Origin of the sequence: Gordonia hankookensis, from assembly GCF_014673215.1 — a bacterium.
GTDB classification, from domain to species: domain Bacteria; phylum Actinomycetota; class Actinomycetes; order Mycobacteriales; family Mycobacteriaceae; genus Gordonia; species Gordonia hankookensis.
The window spans coordinates 1,525,412-1,541,787 of the sequence record NZ_JACWMS010000001.1 but is presented as its reverse complement, the minus strand read 5'-3'; the positions used below and the strand labels follow the sequence as shown (position 1 = coordinate 1,541,787).

At 66.9% G+C, this 16,376-nt stretch carries 20 protein-coding genes; 12 read left to right on the top strand and 8 right to left on the bottom strand.

All coding sequences use genetic code 11. The annotated features are described in order from the left end of the window. Nucleotides 1-14 precede the first annotated feature (14 nt). Entirely contained in the window at nucleotides 15-1,286 is a 1,272-nt protein-coding gene (locus tag IDF66_RS06960; RefSeq protein ID WP_190266164.1) for a DUF7373 family lipoprotein, read from the top strand. A gap of 292 nt (nucleotides 1,287-1,578) precedes the next feature. Here IDF66_RS06960 and IDF66_RS06955 read toward each other — a convergent pair whose 3' ends face one another. Next, nucleotides 1,579-2,133, bottom strand: a complete 555-nt coding sequence (locus IDF66_RS06955; RefSeq protein ID WP_190266163.1) for an RNA polymerase sigma factor — start codon at nucleotides 2,131-2,133, stop codon at nucleotides 1,579-1,581. A gap of 19 nt (nucleotides 2,134-2,152) precedes the next feature. Beyond that, nucleotides 2,153-2,557 (bottom strand): hypothetical protein, encoded by a 405-nt coding sequence (locus tag IDF66_RS06950; RefSeq protein WP_190266162.1) that lies wholly within the window; start codon nucleotides 2,555-2,557, stop codon nucleotides 2,153-2,155. 133 nt (nucleotides 2,558-2,690) lie between these two features. Between IDF66_RS06950 and IDF66_RS06945 the strand changes: the two genes are divergently transcribed. The 3 genes from IDF66_RS06945 (at nucleotide 2,691) to IDF66_RS06935 (ending at nucleotide 4,810) form a co-directional block, all read left to right on the top strand. Then, nucleotides 2,691-3,524 carry a sulfurtransferase gene (locus tag IDF66_RS06945; RefSeq protein ID WP_190266161.1) on the top strand — a complete coding sequence of 278 codons (834 nt, stop codon included), beginning with the start codon at nucleotides 2,691-2,693 and terminating at the stop codon, nucleotides 3,522-3,524. Nucleotides 3,525-3,679: 155 nt separating this feature from the next. Then, nucleotides 3,680-4,387 carry a type 1 glutamine amidotransferase domain-containing protein gene (locus IDF66_RS06940; protein WP_190266160.1) on the top strand — a complete coding sequence of 236 codons (708 nt, stop codon included), beginning with the start codon at nucleotides 3,680-3,682 and terminating at the stop codon, nucleotides 4,385-4,387. After that, a complete protein-coding gene (locus tag IDF66_RS06935) occupies nucleotides 4,388-4,810 on the top strand; it encodes a PPOX class F420-dependent oxidoreductase (protein ID WP_190266159.1) in 423 nt (140 codons plus the stop codon). It abuts the gene before it with no gap. A 36-nt stretch (nucleotides 4,811-4,846) separates the two neighbouring features. On the opposite strand, the gene IDF66_RS06930 is transcribed toward IDF66_RS06935, so the two are convergent. Together IDF66_RS06930 and IDF66_RS06925 are read right to left on the bottom strand one after the other, a co-directional pair. After that, a complete protein-coding gene (locus tag IDF66_RS06930; RefSeq protein WP_190266158.1) occupies nucleotides 4,847-5,728 on the bottom strand; it encodes a siderophore-interacting protein in 882 nt (293 codons plus the stop codon). A gap of 24 nt (nucleotides 5,729-5,752) precedes the next feature. Continuing rightward, complete coding sequence (locus IDF66_RS06925) at nucleotides 5,753-6,625, bottom strand: formate/nitrite transporter family protein (protein ID WP_190266157.1); 873 nt, start codon at nucleotides 6,623-6,625, stop codon at nucleotides 5,753-5,755. A 230-nt stretch (nucleotides 6,626-6,855) separates the two neighbouring features. Between IDF66_RS06925 and IDF66_RS06920 the strand changes: the two genes are divergently transcribed. From IDF66_RS06920 to IDF66_RS06905, 4 genes are read left to right on the top strand one after another with little or no spacing between them, the layout of a single operon-like run. Continuing rightward, complete coding sequence (locus IDF66_RS06920) at nucleotides 6,856-8,052, top strand: SfnB family sulfur acquisition oxidoreductase (RefSeq protein WP_190266156.1); 1,197 nt, start codon at nucleotides 6,856-6,858, stop codon at nucleotides 8,050-8,052. A gap of 57 nt (nucleotides 8,053-8,109) precedes the next feature. Beyond that, nucleotides 8,110-9,273 (top strand): LLM class flavin-dependent oxidoreductase, encoded by a 1,164-nt coding sequence (locus IDF66_RS06915; RefSeq protein WP_190266155.1) that lies wholly within the window; start codon nucleotides 8,110-8,112, stop codon nucleotides 9,271-9,273. Beyond that, on the top strand, nucleotides 9,270-9,770 hold the full coding sequence (locus tag IDF66_RS06910; protein WP_164310698.1) for an NADPH-dependent FMN reductase: 501 nt from the start codon (nucleotides 9,270-9,272) through the stop codon (nucleotides 9,768-9,770). The genes IDF66_RS06915 and IDF66_RS06910 overlap by 4 nt, the downstream gene beginning before the upstream one ends. Continuing rightward, complete coding sequence (locus IDF66_RS06905; protein WP_164310699.1) at nucleotides 9,767-10,264, top strand: flavin reductase family protein; 498 nt, start codon at nucleotides 9,767-9,769, stop codon at nucleotides 10,262-10,264. Before IDF66_RS06910 ends, IDF66_RS06905 begins: the two co-directional genes overlap by 4 nt. Here the strand turns inward: IDF66_RS06905 and IDF66_RS06900 are convergent. The 4 genes from IDF66_RS06900 to IDF66_RS06885 form a co-directional block, all read right to left on the bottom strand. Continuing rightward, the gene (locus IDF66_RS06900; protein WP_190266355.1) at nucleotides 10,261-11,571 is read right to left on the bottom strand and encodes an acyltransferase; all 1,311 of its coding nucleotides are present in this window, start codon (nucleotides 11,569-11,571) and stop codon (nucleotides 10,261-10,263) included. The genes IDF66_RS06905 and IDF66_RS06900 overlap by 4 nt on opposite strands. Before the next feature lie 130 nt (nucleotides 11,572-11,701). Next, nucleotides 11,702-12,058 (bottom strand): UBP-type zinc finger domain-containing protein, encoded by a 357-nt coding sequence (locus tag IDF66_RS06895; protein WP_190266154.1) that lies wholly within the window; start codon nucleotides 12,056-12,058, stop codon nucleotides 11,702-11,704. Nucleotides 12,059-12,142: 84 nt separating this feature from the next. Continuing rightward, on the bottom strand, nucleotides 12,143-12,559 hold the full coding sequence (locus IDF66_RS06890; RefSeq protein WP_190266153.1) for an SRPBCC family protein: 417 nt from the start codon (nucleotides 12,557-12,559) through the stop codon (nucleotides 12,143-12,145). Continuing rightward, nucleotides 12,556-12,870: an ArsR/SmtB family transcription factor gene (locus tag IDF66_RS06885; RefSeq protein ID WP_190266152.1), complete on the bottom strand. Its 315-nt coding sequence runs from the start codon at nucleotides 12,868-12,870 to the stop codon at nucleotides 12,556-12,558. Before IDF66_RS06885 ends, IDF66_RS06890 begins: the two co-directional genes overlap by 4 nt. Before the next feature lie 126 nt (nucleotides 12,871-12,996). On the opposite strand from IDF66_RS06885, the gene IDF66_RS06880 reads away from it, so the two are divergent. The 4 genes from IDF66_RS06880 to IDF66_RS06865 all read left to right on the top strand — a co-directional run bounded on the left by IDF66_RS06880 (nucleotide 12,997) and on the right by IDF66_RS06865 (nucleotide 16,374). After that, nucleotides 12,997-13,755 carry an SDR family oxidoreductase gene (locus tag IDF66_RS06880; RefSeq protein ID WP_190266151.1) on the top strand — a complete coding sequence of 253 codons (759 nt, stop codon included), beginning with the start codon at nucleotides 12,997-12,999 and terminating at the stop codon, nucleotides 13,753-13,755. Between the two features lie 4 nt (nucleotides 13,756-13,759). Beyond that, the gene (locus IDF66_RS06875; protein WP_190266150.1) at nucleotides 13,760-14,215 is read left to right on the top strand and encodes an RrF2 family transcriptional regulator; all 456 of its coding nucleotides are present in this window, start codon (nucleotides 13,760-13,762) and stop codon (nucleotides 14,213-14,215) included. 162 nt (nucleotides 14,216-14,377) lie between these two features. Continuing rightward, nucleotides 14,378-15,832, top strand: coding sequence for an NAD(P)/FAD-dependent oxidoreductase (locus IDF66_RS06870; RefSeq protein WP_190266149.1), 1,455 nt, complete (start codon nucleotides 14,378-14,380; stop codon nucleotides 15,830-15,832). A gap of 83 nt (nucleotides 15,833-15,915) precedes the next feature. Then, on the top strand, nucleotides 15,916-16,374 hold the full coding sequence (locus tag IDF66_RS06865) for a cupin domain-containing protein (protein WP_190266148.1): 459 nt from the start codon (nucleotides 15,916-15,918) through the stop codon (nucleotides 16,372-16,374). The last annotated feature ends 2 nt before the right edge of the window (nucleotides 16,375-16,376 follow it).

Here is a 16,376-nt window from a genome sequence, read left to right as displayed (position 1 = left end):
GGGGAACACGGACGATGACGAAGTGGCAGCCGGTGGTGCGCTGGGTGGGGGTTCTCGCCGCGATCACGGCGATCGCAGGGTGCACCACCCAGGGAGAGGCGACCAGCGTGTCCGCGTCCGGCGCGGCGTCCGAGCCGTCGGTCGACGTCGCGGCCCTGGACACCGGCGCCTATCCGACCGCCCCGAGGCCGGCCTTCGGGAAGGCCACCCAGGACAACATCCTGCAGGTGGAGGGGCAGCGGATGGCCCAGTTCGTGGTGGTGCCGTTCGAGATCGACGACGATCTGACCAATGCGAACATGCCGACGATGGTGATCAGCGGCCCGAGCAATCTCGGTATGGTCCTCGCTCCCGACACCGCGAAGGTGCCCGCCAACAAGAAGATGCTGATGGGCTTCGTCGACGCGGCTGCGACCCCGGACGAGAGCCTGCGCGCGGGGACCAAGCGGGCCATCAACAACATGGTGCTCCGTTACCTGACCCCCGCGGATGCCAAGGACGCCGCCCGGCAGATGGCCGACGCCACGGCGACCGGCGACAAATCGCGCGTGACGACACTGCCCGGGTTGCCGGACACACTGGTCGTGCAGGGGAGCAGCGGTGGGAACAAGCAGATGATGGCCTTCACCCCGCACAACTCGTATGTGCTCTATCAGTGGTTCGAGACGACGCCATCCCAGCAGAACATGCTGGAGCCGACTGTCCGTAAGGCCCTGGCCCTCCAGAGCGCGCTGATCGACAAGTTCCCTGCCACACCGACGAAGGAAGAGGCCAAGGCCAGGGGTATCACGGGGAGCAGTGCGCCGGTCGTCGACCAGAATCACGTCCTGATCTACGCATTGCCCTACACCGACGACGAGATCAAGAAGGGTAAGGCCGCATTGCCCGGCGGCAGCATCCGCGCCGTCTACGGTCCACGTGGGATGGCGCAGATGAGCGGCGATCCCAAGACCGACTTCACCATGCTGACCGACGTCGGCTCCACGGCCAACGCCATCGAGAAATCGACCGTGTACCGGGCGTCCACGCCGGATGGCGCGAAGACCATCGTCGATACCTCGCTGACGTCGAGCCGCAGTCAGGGTTGGGCCGATGCGGAGAGTCCGGTCGGGCTGCCTGCCGCCAAGTGTCAGAGCAAGACTCTCGACACCGGTACCTGGTACGCGTGCTATGTGCAGAAGGGGCGTTACGTGGGCAACTACAGTGCGCGGGACAAAAGGGATGTGCACCAAGCGATCTCGGCACAATACGTGATTCTCACCAAGGCGGATCAGAACGCGAACTAGGCAGCGCCGCTGGTCGCGAGCGGTGGCGACGAGGGTCTCGGCGTGAGGACGCCGAGACCCTCCGGTTCTCACCGACTCGGCTTGATCTTCTCCTTGAGTTGGTAGGCCTTGATGGCCAACGCCGTCAACATCTTCTGGAGGCGAGTGGGTTCCTGGACCGGCTCAGTCATGGGTTTCCTTCGACGATGGGATGTCGTCCGCGGCACGGCGCCGGGGACGATCACAACGGCGCAAGAGTAGCCAAGCCCTCAACTGTGGGCAATACCGCAAACATGTCAGTACGACCGGTCGGCTATGACGTGGTGATCTGATCGCGGAGGATCTCCGCGAGCTGGGTCCTGGCCCGGTTCAGCCGCGACTTGACGGTCTGGACGCCAACGCCCTGGTGGGCGGCGATGTCGGCGTAGGTCAGGTCGCCGAATTCGCGCAGGACCACCGCCTCACGGAAATCATCGGGGAGTCGGGCGAGTGCATCACGAACGGCATCGCGCACCGCGAGGCGCTCATCGAAGCTCGATCCGCCCGCGTCGTCGACGAGTTGGATCGGTTGTTCGGGATCGGTGAAGTCGGTGATCTGGGTGTTGTCCTTGCGGCGGCGTACCACGGTCAGTGCGTTGTTCGCCGCGATGCGGTGCACCCAGGTGGAGAAGCGGGCCTCGCCCCGGAACTTGTGTAGGTTCTGCCATGCCGCGACGAGGGTGTTCTGCAGCGCGTCCTCGGCGTCGTGCTGATTGCCGCAGATGTTGAGGCACACCGCCCAGACATGGGTGCGGTGGGCGGCGACGAGTTGCGCGAAAGCATGCTGATCACCCTCGCGTGCCTGCATCAGCAGCACCGCTTCGTCCATCAACTCCCCCAACCGAAGTTCAGATGTCGTGGTGGCCGTCGTGGCCATGGTCGCCGTGATCGATGTCGAAATGGTCGGGCTCGTGGTGCTCACTGCCGTCGGGACCCGGCTGATCGAGCGCGGCGTCGTCGACATCCGTATCCGTCACATGTCCGGTGCCGGTGTGGTCGGTGGTGGTGGGATCGATGTCGGTGTGGGCCGTGCCGTGGTCGTCGACGTGCGGATGGTCGTCCACCACGACGACGTCGTCATCGTCGTCCGGTGGTGGCGTGTCATCCATGTCGGGCACGGTGTCGGGGTCGGCGACCGCGTCGGGGTCGAAGGCTGCCTGGAGTGCGGCCTCCCAGACCCCGTCGGGGAGGTCTGGTGACGTGGCGGCGGGGTCGATGCCGAGTGAAGCCAGGATGGATGGCTCCTCTTGCATGTCATGACCTCCGATCGGGTGTGAGTGCGGTGCTGCCACCAGTCGGTGGCCGCTCACGGGTTTGATGTTACGGGCCGGTCGATTGTTCCCGCCGCGGTCGTCCTCGTTCGGTGGGACAGGCATGATCGGGAGCATGCCGACGACTCACGTATTGATCAGCGCGGACGAGCTCCCGGAGGCGATGCTTTCCGACCATCCGCCCGTGATCCTGGATGTGCGATGGCAGCTCGGCGACAGCCGCGGCCACGACCACTACCGGGAAGGGCACATCCCGGGTGCGGTGTTCGTCGACCTCGACGCCGAGCTCGCCTCGCCGGCAGCACCCGAGCGCGGTCGGCATCCGCTCCCCGAGATCGCGGATCTCCAGGCGGCCGCGCGCCGATGGGGCATCGACGACGGATCCTCGGTGGTGGTCTACGACGACATCGGCAATCTCGCCTCGGCCAGGGCCTGGTGGCTGTTGCGCTGGGCAGGCCTGACCGACGTGCGCATGCTCGACGGTGGCCTTGGCGCATGGCGGGCGGCCGGGCTCCGGGTGTCGTCGGGCGATGCCACTCCGCGTACCGGCTCGGTAACTCTGACCGAAGGCCACCTGCCCACCGTCGAGATCGACGACGTCGCCTCTTCGGCTGGCGTGGTGCTCGATGCGCGTGCCGCGGAACGGTACCGAGGTGAGGTCGAGCCGATGGACCCGCGCGCCGGGCACATCCCCGGGGCGCTGAGCGCGCCGACCGCGGCCAATGTGAGCTCGGATGGGACGTTCCTGCCGGCAGATGACCTCCGGGAACGGTTCGCGGCCTTGGGGATCGGTGCCGACTCCGAGGTGATCGCCTATTGCGGTTCGGGCGTCAACGCGGCCCACGAGATCGCCGCCCTGGAGATCGCCGGCCTCACCGGCACGCTGTTCCCCGGCTCGTGGTCGCAGTGGTCGTCTGATCCGAGGCGGCCGGTCGAGACGGGAGAGTGAGAGTTCCGCGGAACGTGTACGTCTGCAGGTACGCCAGAGCCGACCGCACCCCGCACGAAACATCGGGAACATGGGTACGTTGGCGATGAGCGGGCGCCGTCGTCGGACCGACGAATGCGCTCGAGCGGACGAGCCGAACGACTGAGGAGGTCGACATGTCACGCACAGTGTTGTTCGTGATGACCGGATCGGATCATTGGACCCTCAACGATGGGACGAAACACGCGACGGGCTTCTGGGCCGAGGAGGCTGTCGCACCCCTGGAGATCCTCAAAGACGCAGGTTACGAGGTCACCGTCGCGACCCCTGGTGGCGTGGTGCCGCCGGTGGACAAAGGAAGCCTGACCGCCGAGCGCACAGGTTCGGCCGAGGCGGCGGCCCATATCCGCGACGTCGTCGAGAGTGCTCCCGAGTTCCAGAACCCGATCGCCTTGTCCGACGTGGTGGTCGACGACTACGACGCCGTCTTCGTGCCCGGCGGGCACGGTCCGATGGAGGACCTGGCCGTCGACCCGGAGGCCGGGAAGATCCTCACCGCGGTCAACGGCGCCGACCGTCCCGTCGCGATCGTCTGTCACGGACCGGCGGCCCTGCTCTCGGCGACCGACGGTGACGGCAAGAACACCTTCGTCGGTCACACGGTCACCGGCTTCACCAACGCCGAGGAGGACCAGGGCGGGCTGGCGGCCAAGGCTCCATGGCTGCTCCAGGATCGTCTCACCGCTGCGGGGTTGACGGTGGTCGCCGGGGAACCGTGGGCGCCGCACATCGAGACCGACCGCAATCTGCTGACCGGACAGAATCCGGCATCCTCGGGACCGCTTGCGCGTGCCCTCGTCGAACGACTGGGAAAGGCCGATTAGATGTCCCGACCACCGCTTCCCGAGGCCGCCAGAGAGCTTCTCGCCAAGCCCAATCCGTGTGTGATGGCGACCCTGCGCTCCGACGGCGGGCCGGTCTCGGCGGCCACCTGGTATCTCCTCGACGGCGACCGCGTCCTGCTGAGTATGGACAACGGCCGGGTGCGCCTCGAGCACCTGCGTCGTGATCCCCGGGTCACGCTCACCGTGCTGGACGAGGAGACCTGGTACACGCACATCACGCTGCTGGGCCGCGTGATCGAGTTCCGCGACGACGACGGCCTCACCGACATCGACCGGATCTCCCGTCATTACGCCGGCGGTGCATATCCCGATCGGGTACGGCCCCGCACGACGGCGGTCGTCGAGATCGAACGCTGGCACGGGTGGGGTTCGATGAAGGACAACGACCAGGCCACCGCCTGACCCGCCGGGCACCCGAGCCCGGAGATGGCCGACGGCTCAGAGGCCTGCGCGCTCGAGCGCTTCGTCGAACTCCTCGGCGGCGGCCTTCTCGCCCTTGCCCCGGGCGATGGCGCGCTGATAGATCGCAAAGAGCTCGTCACCGTGCTCGGCGTAGCGCCGGGCCCACCTCTCACCCTCGGCGCGCCAGTAGCCGATGATGTCGTAGCTCTCCCTCGGCCAACGGTGCTCCTGGCGGAAGTACTTTCGCGCAACCCGTGACTGGGCCGCTTCGCCGGCAAACCAGCAATAGCCGGTCCCCCCGGGCAGATCGAGGTGACGGATCGAATCGCCGAGGACACTGGGGCCGAGCCCGTTCCCGCTGCCGACGAGGGGAATGATCTCAGCTGCCGTCGAACACCCGTCGAGGTAGGCGAGGTCGTCCTCGGCGGCGACCTCGACGAGCGCGGTCACCGTTGCCGCTCCCCGGTGGTCCTCCAGGATGCGGGCCAACGCCGGCATGCCGGCCAGGTCGGCCACGAGGAGGTGCCATCCGGCGGAGGCCTGCGGTCGATACCAGCCGCGCGCGTGCGACATCACCACCTCGTGCCCCGGCTGCGCATGCTGCGCCCACACCGTGGCCGGGCCGTGTGAGTGGACCACGAAATCGACAGTCATCGAACGGTTCTCGGGATCTATCGCCCGAACCGAGTAGTTGCGGGCATCGGGGATCGGCTCGACGTCGTGATATGCCCACACGCCCTCTCGGAGTTGCATGGGCGGCGGAGCCGACTCGCCGTCTCGAGGGAAGTAGATCCCGACCGCTTCGTCCGCGACACCCGGTAGCCCGAGCATCTCGAGGTCCGCTACCTCGAAACGGATTCGACGGAGACGGGGATTCAGGTCGGCGGCAGCCGTGACGCGTGCGAACGAGTAGGCCATGACGTGCGCCAGGGTACGCGTGGGTCATCGACGACGTCGGTGCAGACGGGGGAGATGGGTGTCACGCTCGTCGTTGACCCAGGCGTAGTAGAAGCCGATGAGCACGCCACCGCCGACGAAGTTGCCGACGAGGACGATGCCGAGATTCCCGAGGGCCGGGCCGATCGGGATGCCGTCCTGGAGACCGACGATCATGAACAGCACGGTATTGGCCACCGAGTGCTCGAAATCAAGGAACGCGAAGACGAAGACCGAGGCGATCATCGTCAGGCATTTCGCCATGTCGTCGTGAAGATATCCGTTGTACACCAACAGCATTGCGATGTTGATCATGAAGTTGCACAGGATGGCGCGGATGAAGAGGTCGAGCCAGCCGGAGAACCCCTCGGACAGATAGCCGGTCTTCACATCGACGGCATGATTCATCGCGTCGAGCACCGGCCCGTGGATCAGGGTGGTGCCGCGCAGCAACAACGCCACGAACAGCCCGCCGATGATGTTGCCGAGGTAGCAGAATCCTAGGATGCGCAGCACCAGCAGGGGAGTGACACGGCGGTAGTACGTACCGATCGAGACGATCATCATCGTCGAGGTGAGCAGTTCGGACTTCGAGTAGTAGATGAAGACCAGCGCCCAGCCGAACGCGAGAGCTCCGAGCAGCTTGCCGATGGCATGGAGTTGCTCCGGGTCCTCGCCCATGGAGTCGAACGCGCCGACGATCGAGTAGTTGACGAGGTAGAAGATCCCGATGATGATGCCGGCCATCGCCGCGCGCTGGATGTAGCGGCGCCGCAGATGCCCGGTCATCTTCTTCTTCGACTCGAGGACGTCGAGCGCGGTGCTGATGAAGAACTTGCCGGGGAACAGCTTGTTCACGTCGAACTCGGGGCTGCTCATGGATAAACGGTGACACAGCGCTGCGGTTCATGCTGGTCAAACGTGTATCTGGCAGACGTCCGGTCGGTGTCCGCTGCCGTCGCGCCGACGGCGAGATCTTTGACCCAGCGGGCGGGAAAGTGTGGCCAGGGCCGTCCGACCGGCGTTTGATGTGAGGGTTGAGGAAATGGCCGCCGCCGAACCGTGGAAGTGGCCACGAACTTCGGTCCCGGACGAGCGAGGAGTGAGACATGCATGAGGTCCCCGTCCTCGGCGACCATGAGGCCATCGCCATTGCGGCTGAACTCGGCGCCGAGTTCGCGAAGGGCGCCGCCGAACGCGATCGGTCGAAGATCCTGCCGTTCGAGCAGGTCGCGAAGCTGGCCGCGAGTGGATTGACGGCGATCACGGTGCCCGACCGGTTCGGTGGTGCGGGGCTCCCCGCGAGCACGGTCGCCGAGGTGATCCGTCTGATCGCCAAGGGTGACCCCAACATCGGACAGATCCCGCACAGCCACTTCGTGTTCATCAATCAGTTGCTGCTCCAGGGCAGCCCGGAGCAACAGGCGCGGATCCTTCCCGAGGTCCTGGCCGGCAAGACCCTGGGCAACGCTCAGTCCGAGCGCGGCACCAGACACATCCGTGACTACGCCACCACGCTCCGACCGGATCCGAGCGGCGACGACGGCCTCTGGCGTCTGAACGGGACGAAGTTCTATTGCACCGGCGCGCTGTTCGCCGACTGGATCCCGACGCTGGCGCATCTCGGCGAGGACGGTCCGCTGCACGTCGCCTGGGTCCGGCGTGATGCCGACGGTGTCGAGGTCGTCGACGACTGGGAGGCCCTCGGTCAGCGGACCACCGCGAGCGGGACGGTGCGCTTGACCGACGTGGTGGTCACCGCCGACCTGATCACCGACTTCTCGGCCACCTTCACGGGGCCGACCACGTACGGCGCGTTCGCCCAGTTGTTGCACGCCGCGATCGACGCGGGCATCGCACGCGCCGCACTCGAGGATGCCGCTGAGTTCGTGACCACCAAGAGCCGGCCCCACCCCGACGCCGGGGTCGAGCGCGCCGCCGACGATCCGCTGGTGGTGCATGCGTTCGGCGAGATGGAGCTCGCGGTCCGAGGCGCCGAGGCCCTGCTCGCCGAGGCGGGCCGCGCCGTCGACCGAGCCGACGCGGATCTCGACGAGACGACCGCCGCAGCCGCCACCCTTGCCGTCGCGGCAGCCCGCGCATCCACCACGAAGAGCTCCGTCGATGTGGCGAGCCGACTGTTCGAGGTCGCCGGGACACGTTCCGCGGTGGCCAAGGAGTCGCTGGATCGGCATTGGCGAAACGCCCGCACCCACACACTGCACGACCCGGCGGCGTGGAAAGTGCAGCACCTCGGCCGTTGGGCGGCCGAAGGCATTCTCCCGCCCCGCACCGGTCAACTCTGACCGGCCGCAACACGAATTCCGACACCGCACGAGAGACGAAGGAAGAGAACGAAGTACATGAGTTCATTGACGTTTCACTGGTTCCTGCCGACCAATGGAGGTGACGGCCGCAACGTGGTCGGCGGTGGCCACGGGGTGTCGGCAGGCGATGCGGGCCGGCCGGCCTCGGTGCCGTATCTGGGCCAGATCGCGCGCAGCGCGGAACAACTCGGATTCGAGGCGGCGCTGACGCCGACCGGTGCCTGGTGTGAGGACGCGTGGATCTCGACCGCGATGATCAGCAGTCTCTCGGAGCGACTCAAGTTCCTGGTCGCCTTCCGGCCGGGTGTCGTCGCGCCGTTCCTGGCGGCGCAGATGGCCGGTACCTTCCAGAACCTTTCCGGTGGAAGGCTTCTCCTGAACGTGGTGACCGGTGGCGAGGACCACGAGCAGCAGATGTTCGGCGACTTCCTCGACAAGGAACAGCGTTACGCCCGCGCCGACGAATTCCTCGAGATCGTCCGCCGCCTGTGGACCGGTGAGACGGTCGATTTCGACGGTGAGTACCTGTCGGTCGCCGACGCCACGCTCGCCCAGATCCCGGATCCGCTGCCGAAGATCTACTTCGGGGGATCGTCACCGGCCGGCATCGCCGTCGCCGCGAAGCACGCCGACGTCTACCTCACCTGGGGCGAGCCCCCGGAAGCGGTCGCGGAGAAGCTCGATCGGGTGCGTAAGGCGGCTGCCGAGCAGGGGCGGGAGCTCACCTTCGGCATCCGCCTGCACACCATCGCGCGAGAGACCTCCGACGACGCGTGGGCCGAAGCCGACCGGCTGCTCCGGCACATCTCCGACGAGGAGGTTGCCCGTATCCAATCGGGGCTGAAGCGTTCGGCTTCGGAGGGTCAGCAGCGAATGCTCGCACTCAACAAGGGCTCGAAAGACGGTCTGGAGATCTATCCGAACCTCTGGGCGGGGATCGGCCTGGTCCGCGGCGGCGCCGGTACTGCGATGGTCGGCTCCTTCACCGAGATCGCCGACTTGATCGAGGCGTATCGCGAGGTCGGTATCGAGGAGTTCGTGCTCTCCGGGTACCCCCACCTCGAGGAGTCGTATTGGTTCGGCGAAGGCGTTCTCCCCGAACTCACCCGGCGCGGCCTCTGGGAACATCCCGCACCGGTCGTCGGGCGTTCGGCGGTGCCGTTCGGTGCGGCACCCACCGCGCGGGTGGCGGCGTCGTGACCGTCACCGCCGTCGTCGTCGGAAATCCCAAGCCCGCGAGCCGAACACTCACCGCGGCAACCTATGTCGCCACCCAACTCAGCGGCGCCGAGCCGGATCTGATCGTCGATCTCGCCACGCTCGGTGCGGCCATCCTCGACTGGTCCGACGACGGGATCGCCGCGCTGGTGGAGCAGGTCGGGAAGGCCGATCTCGTGGTGTTCGCGAGCCCGACCTACAAGGCCGCCTACACCGGGTTGCTCAAGTTGTTCCTCGACCGGTTCGCGGGTGGTACCGGGCTGTCGGGGGTTGCGATCCCCCTGATGCTCGGCGGCAGTCCTGCCCATTCGCTGTCACCCGAGCTGACGCTTCGGCCGGTTCTCACCGAGATCGGCGGCACCGTGCCTGGCCGCGCGCTCTATGTGGTGGATGCCGCGTACGACGATCCGCAGGCCTACGCGCAGTGGCTGGCCGAGAACGGGCCGACGGTCACCGCATTGCTGGGAGGGCGTTCATGAGTGAGCTGCGCACCAATCAGGATCTCGATCCGGCGAAGCTGCGCAAGGCATTCGGTGTGTTCCCGACCGGTGTGGTCGCGGTCGCGGCCGAAGTGGACGGGGCGTTGACCGGGCTGGCGGCCAGTTCCTTCAGCAGTGTCAGCCTCGACCCGCCGCTGGTGTCCTTCTCGGTGGCGAACACGTCCAAGACCTGGCCGGATCTCCGCCGGGCGAAACACCTCGGGGTGACGATCCTGGCCGACCATCACGGCGAGGTCTGCCGTCAGCTGGCGGGTCCGGTCGAGCACCGCTTCGACGACATCGCGCTGAAGGCGTCGGGCGACGGCGCGGTCACGCTCGACGAGGGGCTCGCCCGGTTCGACACCACCATCTACCGCGAGGTTGAGGCTGGCGATCACATCATCGTGTTACTGGAACTCCATGCTGTCGAGCATCCGGAGTCCGGCAGCCCGTTGATCTTTCACCGGAGTGGCTTCGGCCGTCTCGCGGTCTAGTGCCCTGGCGCAGGACTCGCGGCGGCGCTCTCCTGCGGATCCGGGACCGACTGCACGACGGTGGCGACGGCGGGCTTCGCCGGTCGCCGCACGGGGACTCGGGGTCGTGCGGTGAGCCATTTGCTGACCGGGGTGCGCAGCAGGATGTCGACAACGACCAGCGACAGCGCGAGGACGACCGCCGTCAGCAGAGTGGTGCGGATCGCCGCGGAGTGCGGGAACCAGCCGAACAGTGCCCCGATGAAGCCGGTCCGGCCGAGGATGTCGAGTATCAACGGATGTACGGCGAAGACGCCGAAGGCGCGGAACGACGCATACGACACCGCCTTCGACGACATCGCGCGGCCCGATTCCCGGCGTGCGTTCCAGACCAGCGCCAGCATCCAGAGAAGCGTCAGACCGGCGAGGAACCACGGCAGGTTGACGGGATTCCACGGAGTGTTCGCCTGCAACGGGACGTTGCCGGGGGAGGTGGCCAGGAGGTAGGCGCCGACACTGAAAGCGGTACCGATCCCGCACGCGGAGATCACTGCGATCGCGTGGGTCCGCAGCCACTCGTTCATCGCCTCGTGGTGCACGGCGGCCAACGCTCCGATCGCGATGAACAGGGCGTACATCGGCAGTGTCTTCCACAGGTTGTCGTAGACCAGGGTCCACGTCGGTCCGGCCGGCCGGGGGAGGTACTGGTAGAAGACGAACGCCGCCAGCTGGATCACGGCGGCCACGCCGAGGACCCGCCACGGGCGGTGAGCCGTGCGGTCGAGAATCCAGGAGACCAAGGGGAACGCCAGGTAGATCTGCATGGAGATGAGCAGGAAGTAGAGCTGGTACTTGCCCTCGCCGGTGACGATGTCCTGGCCGAGATCGCTGAAGAACCGGGCCGGGGTGGGCCACGGGTTGTCGGCGATGATCACGTGATCGGTCAAGGAGTAGAGCAGGGTCCACACCAGGTACGGGCCGACCACCATGCCGAATCGGCGTCGCCAGAACGCGACGGGTGACATCGGTTTGCCGCGGGTGCTGAGGACCAGGACGAACAACGTCACGGCGACGAAGCCGTAGCGGGTGAGGTGGCAGATCGTGCCGACGAGGTTGGCCGAGCGGATCACGTCGGGCGTGGTGTTGATGGCGTTGACGCTGTGCGCGACCACCACGCCTGCGAAGAGCAGGACGCGCACGAAGTCGGCGGTGTGCGCGCGGCCCGATGACGGCTTCTTCCGGGGTTCCGCCGCGACGCCGGTCGAGCCGCCCCCCGGCGGTCCGGCGTCTGTATGTAACTGTTCTGTGGTGTCGTCGACGGTCTGCAACCGCACCTCCCCGATCGGATCCCTTCCCCTGCGTCGGGCAAGTGTACGGACCGTTCCTGGGAGAACCCTCAGCGGAGGTGTATCGCTACTGGTCAGTGCCGGAGTGGTGAGTGTCGGCCACGCGGCCGGGTCAGGACTCCCGTGACCGCAACTCGGCGCGCCAGTCCTCGGGTAGCCGCTCGCGCGGACCCGGCACACCCTGCGAGGCCGGGTGCTCGGTGGGCGCAGCCAGAGCAGGTCCGGCGAACAACTCCTCGGTGGTGAAGTCCCAGAACCACTCCTCGCCGGGCTCGTAACTCTGGATGACGCGGTGGCCGGTCGCCTCCGCGTGCCGGCGCGCGTGGCGGTGCAGTGAGTCGTCGCAGCAGCCGATGTGACCGCACTGCGCACAGCGACGCAGATGCACCCACCACGAGCCGTCGCTGGTGCATTCGACGCAGCCCGGACCACTCGGCGGGACGTCCGGATCGATCGATGCAGATGTCATTGCGGCCTCCGATCGGCGGGGACGGGCACTCCGCGATGCACGTCAGGATATCGGTGCTGCGGCTTTCCGCGGTGCCGGACGGGATCAGATCTCCGTTACGAGATCGGCGATCCGCGGCAGGACGACCTCGCGCCACCCCGGGCCCATCCGGTCGAATGCCGCGGCCATGCGCGTGTCGTCGAGGTCGAAGCCGGAGTGCACGAGCAGGAGGCGGGTGCCCTTTCCTTCCGGCACCAGGGTCCAGGTGAGCGTCCAGTTGGCGGTGAACGTGTAGACGAACCGGGAGGGCGGATCGGCCTCGAGGACCCGGCACGGCTGATGACCGAAACCGGGCATGTCCAGGGTGAACTCGTGCCCGACCTCAGGCCTGATGTCGCCGGCCGCCCACCAGCGCTGCACCAACTCCGGTTCGGTGAGGATGCGCCAGACGGTTTCGGGGCGGGCCGCGACGAACTGATCGACGCGGATCACCGCGTGCTGGTCGGTGGAATCGGTGGTCATTCGAGATCCTCTGCGATGTCGGCGATATCGGTCAGACGGGCACGCCAGAAGCGTTCGAAGGGGTGGAGCCAGTCGCTCAGGTCGGCGAGCGGGGCTGCGGTCAGGTGATAGATCCGGTGCCGCCCGCGAGCCTCGTCGGTGACGAGCCCGGCGTCCTTCAGAACCTTCAGGTGTTCGGCGACCGACGAGCGGCTCAGGGCGAAACGCGCACCGAGCTCGCCGGCGGCCGTGGGTTCGGCGGCGAGCAACTCCAACAACCGGCGGCGGACCGGATTGGCCAGCGCCAGGAAGACGTCGTCGGAGGTGGTCACGGGACGAAAGAATATGTCGGAGATATCCGACGCGTCAATCGTGATCGACCAGACATTGACTCGGATAGTTGGTGTCGTAGTAAACTAGGACTATTGATATCCGAGTAATCGAGGAGAAGATGTGAGATGAAGATCGTCATTTTCGGGAACGGGCTGATCGGGAGCCAGGTCGTGGAGAAGGTGGCCGCGGCCGGGCACGACGTGGTGGCGCTCGGGCGCAGCGCAGGCGTGGACACGACCACCGGCAAGGGCGTCGCCGAAGCGGTCGCGGGTGCCGACGTCGTCGTCGACCTCACCAACTCGCCGTCGTGGCAGGACGACGACGTCCTGGAGTTCTTCCGCTCCTCGACGAGCCATCTGCTCACCGCGGAGCGGGCTGCCGGGGTCGGGCATCACGTGATCCTGTCGATCGTGGGTGCCGACCGGCTCACCGACTCCGGGTACATGCGCGCCAAGCTCGCGCAGGAAGAGCTGGTGGAGGCCGGGCCGATCCCGTACTCGATCGTGCGGTCGACGCAGTTCTTCGAGTTCGTTGCCGGCATCGCCGACGCGGGGACTCGCGGCGACGTGGTGCACGCGACGCCTGCGCACCTGCAGCCCATCGCCTCGCGAGACGTCGTCGAGCGGGTGAGCGACATCGCGCTCGGGACGCCGGTCAACGGGACCGTCGAGATCGCCGGGCCCGAGGCGTTGGGTATCGACCAACTGGTCCGGCGGTTGTTCAGCTCGACGGGCGATCGACGATCTGTGCAGAGCGACCTCGGCGCCGGGTATTTCGGTGCGATCCTCGACAATGTGGCACTCGTCCCCACGCCGGGCGCTGATGCCTGGATCGCGCCGACCACTTTCGACGACTGGCTCGATTCACGCGCGCCGATAGGCTGACGCCATGAAGCTCTCGACCGGCGTGGAATGGTCTCTGCACTGCTGTGTGGTGCTGAGTCAGTCCGATCACCCGGTGCCGGCGGGCCGCCTCGCGGAGTTGCACGGAGTGTCCAAGACCTACCTCGCGAAACACTTGCAGGCATTGGCGCGCGCGGACCTCATCCTCCCGGCCGAGGGGCGCGACGGCGGATATGCGCTGACGCGTGCTCCCGGCGCCATCACGGTGCTCGACGTGGTCCAGGCGGTGGACGGCAAGGAGCCGGCATTCCGATGTACCGAGATCAGGCAGCGGGGCATCCTCGCCGCACCGCCCGAACAGTGCGTGTCCGCGTGCGGTATCGCGAAGGTGATGGCCGCAGCCGAGCAGGCCTGGAGGGCCTCGCTGGCAGGTGTGACCATCGCGGATCTTGCTGCGACACTTGATATCAACCAATTGAAGAACATCCTGGCAGCATCCTGACCGACGGTCGACGTGCATCGAATGTACGGTTCGCCGTCCGGCGGGTTCTTCGCTACTCTGGGAATTGCGACTGGCGAGGCCGGAATCAACCGGCGTGGAGCGCAACTGTCAGAGGCATCGTCCGCCTGGGTGTCCCGGAGAACTCTTCTGGAGGGCAGCTGCATGAACGACGACCAACCCGTCGACGACCAACCCATCGAGGCACCGATCGGTGGCGACGGCGCACGTCATCGTGTGGTGATCATCGGCTCGGGATTCGGCGGACTCACCGCTGCGCGGCAACTGGCCAAGGCCGACGTCGATGTCACCGTGATCGCCCGCACCACCCATCACCTGTTCCAGCCGCTGCTGTATCAGGTCGCCACCGGCCTGATCTCGGAAGGCCAGATCGCCCCTGCGCTTCGTGTGGTGCTGCGCAAACAGGGCAACACCACGGTCGTCCTCGGTGAGGTGGAGACCATCGACCTCCAGCGGCGCAGTGTCACGTCGCGGCTGCTCGAGCGCGTCACCGAGACGCCGTTCGACAGTCTGATCGTCGCGGCGGGGGCCGACCAGTCGTACTTCGGCAACGATCAGTTCGCCGAGTACGCACCTGGATTGAAGACCATCGACGATGCCCTCGAGCTGCGGGGACGCATCCTGGGCGCCTTCGAACAGGCTGAACTCTCCGACGACCCGGATGAGCGAGCGCGTCTGCTCACGTTCGTGGTGGTCGGCGCGGGGGCGACCGGCGTCGAGATGGCCGGACAGATCGCCGAGATGGCCACCAAGACACTGCGGGGATCGTTCCGCAACATCGATCCGACCGAATCGCGGGTGATCCTCCTGGACGCCGCGCCCGCTGTGTTGCCGCCCTACGGCGGCAAGCTGAGCCGGCGTGCCGCGAAACGTCTGGCGAAGAACGGGGTCGAGATCCAGCTCGGAGCGATGGTGGTCGACATGGACTACCACGGTCTCGTGGTCAAGGACCAGGACGGCACCACGCGCCGGATCGAGAGCCAGTGCAAAGTGTGGTCGGCCGGTGTCGCGGCCAGCCCACTGGGTCGTCAGCTGGCCGAGCAGAGCGGGGTCGAACTCGATCGCGCCGGTCGCGTGAAGGTCGGAGGCGACCTCACCGTGACCGGCCACCCGAACGTCTTCGTCGTCGGCGACCTCATGGCGGTCGATGGCGTACCCGGGATGGCGCAAGGAGCGATCCAGGGGGCGAAGTACGCGACGGCGGCGATCCGTGCGGGACTGCGTGGAGCGGATCCGGCGTCGCGTAAGCCGTTCTCCTACTGGGACAAGGGTTCGATGGCGACGATCGCCCGTTTCAGTGCGGTCGCGAAGATTCCCATCCCGGGCACCTCGCGCAGCATCGAGTTCTCGGGCTTCGTCGCCTGGCTGGGATGGCTGTTCCTGCATCTGCTGTACCTGGTGGGGTTCCGCAACCGCTTCACGACGCTCGTCGACTGGTTCTTCGCGTTCACCAGCCGCAGCCGTACTCAGCTGGCCATCACCGAGCAACAGGTGTTCGCGCGCAACGCGATCGGTGTGCTCGACAGTCTCGGGCGGCCACGCGAAGGGTCGCAGCCGGACGAGAGTGCGCCGCGGCTGGAGGAACGCCAGAGCGCATAGACCACGGAGCCGATTGTCGGCGCGGCCCGGCGTGTGCGCGCGAAATCGGCTGCCCTGCCCGGTGACGGCGGTACGGTCCAGTGATGAAACAGCTCATCAGGGCCATCGTGGGTGTCGTCGCAGTGACCGTCGTCGCAGGTTTCCTGCCCGCTCAGGCGGCGGCGACGCCGTCGTCGGGTATCTCGGCGGTGACCCTCGCCGAAGGGGACATCCCGGCCGGACTCCTGCCCTTTGTCCCCAAGGGTGTCCATGTCGCGGTCCGTGAGATCACGGTCGCGCCGGGCGGGACAACCGGTTGGCATTATCACGACGGCGATCTGGTCGGACTGATCCGCTCGGGTACCTTCACCCATCCCGGGCCCGATTGTGTCCCGACGATCTATCGCCCGGGGGAGATCATCCGAGAGCCGCACGGACAGGCCAACACTCACGCCGGTCGCAATCTCGGCAACACTCCGGTTGTCCTCGACGTGCTGTACCTCCTCCCGCTGGGCAAGCCGTTGTCGGAGGACGCGCCGGCTCCCGGGTGTGACAAGGAGTAGTC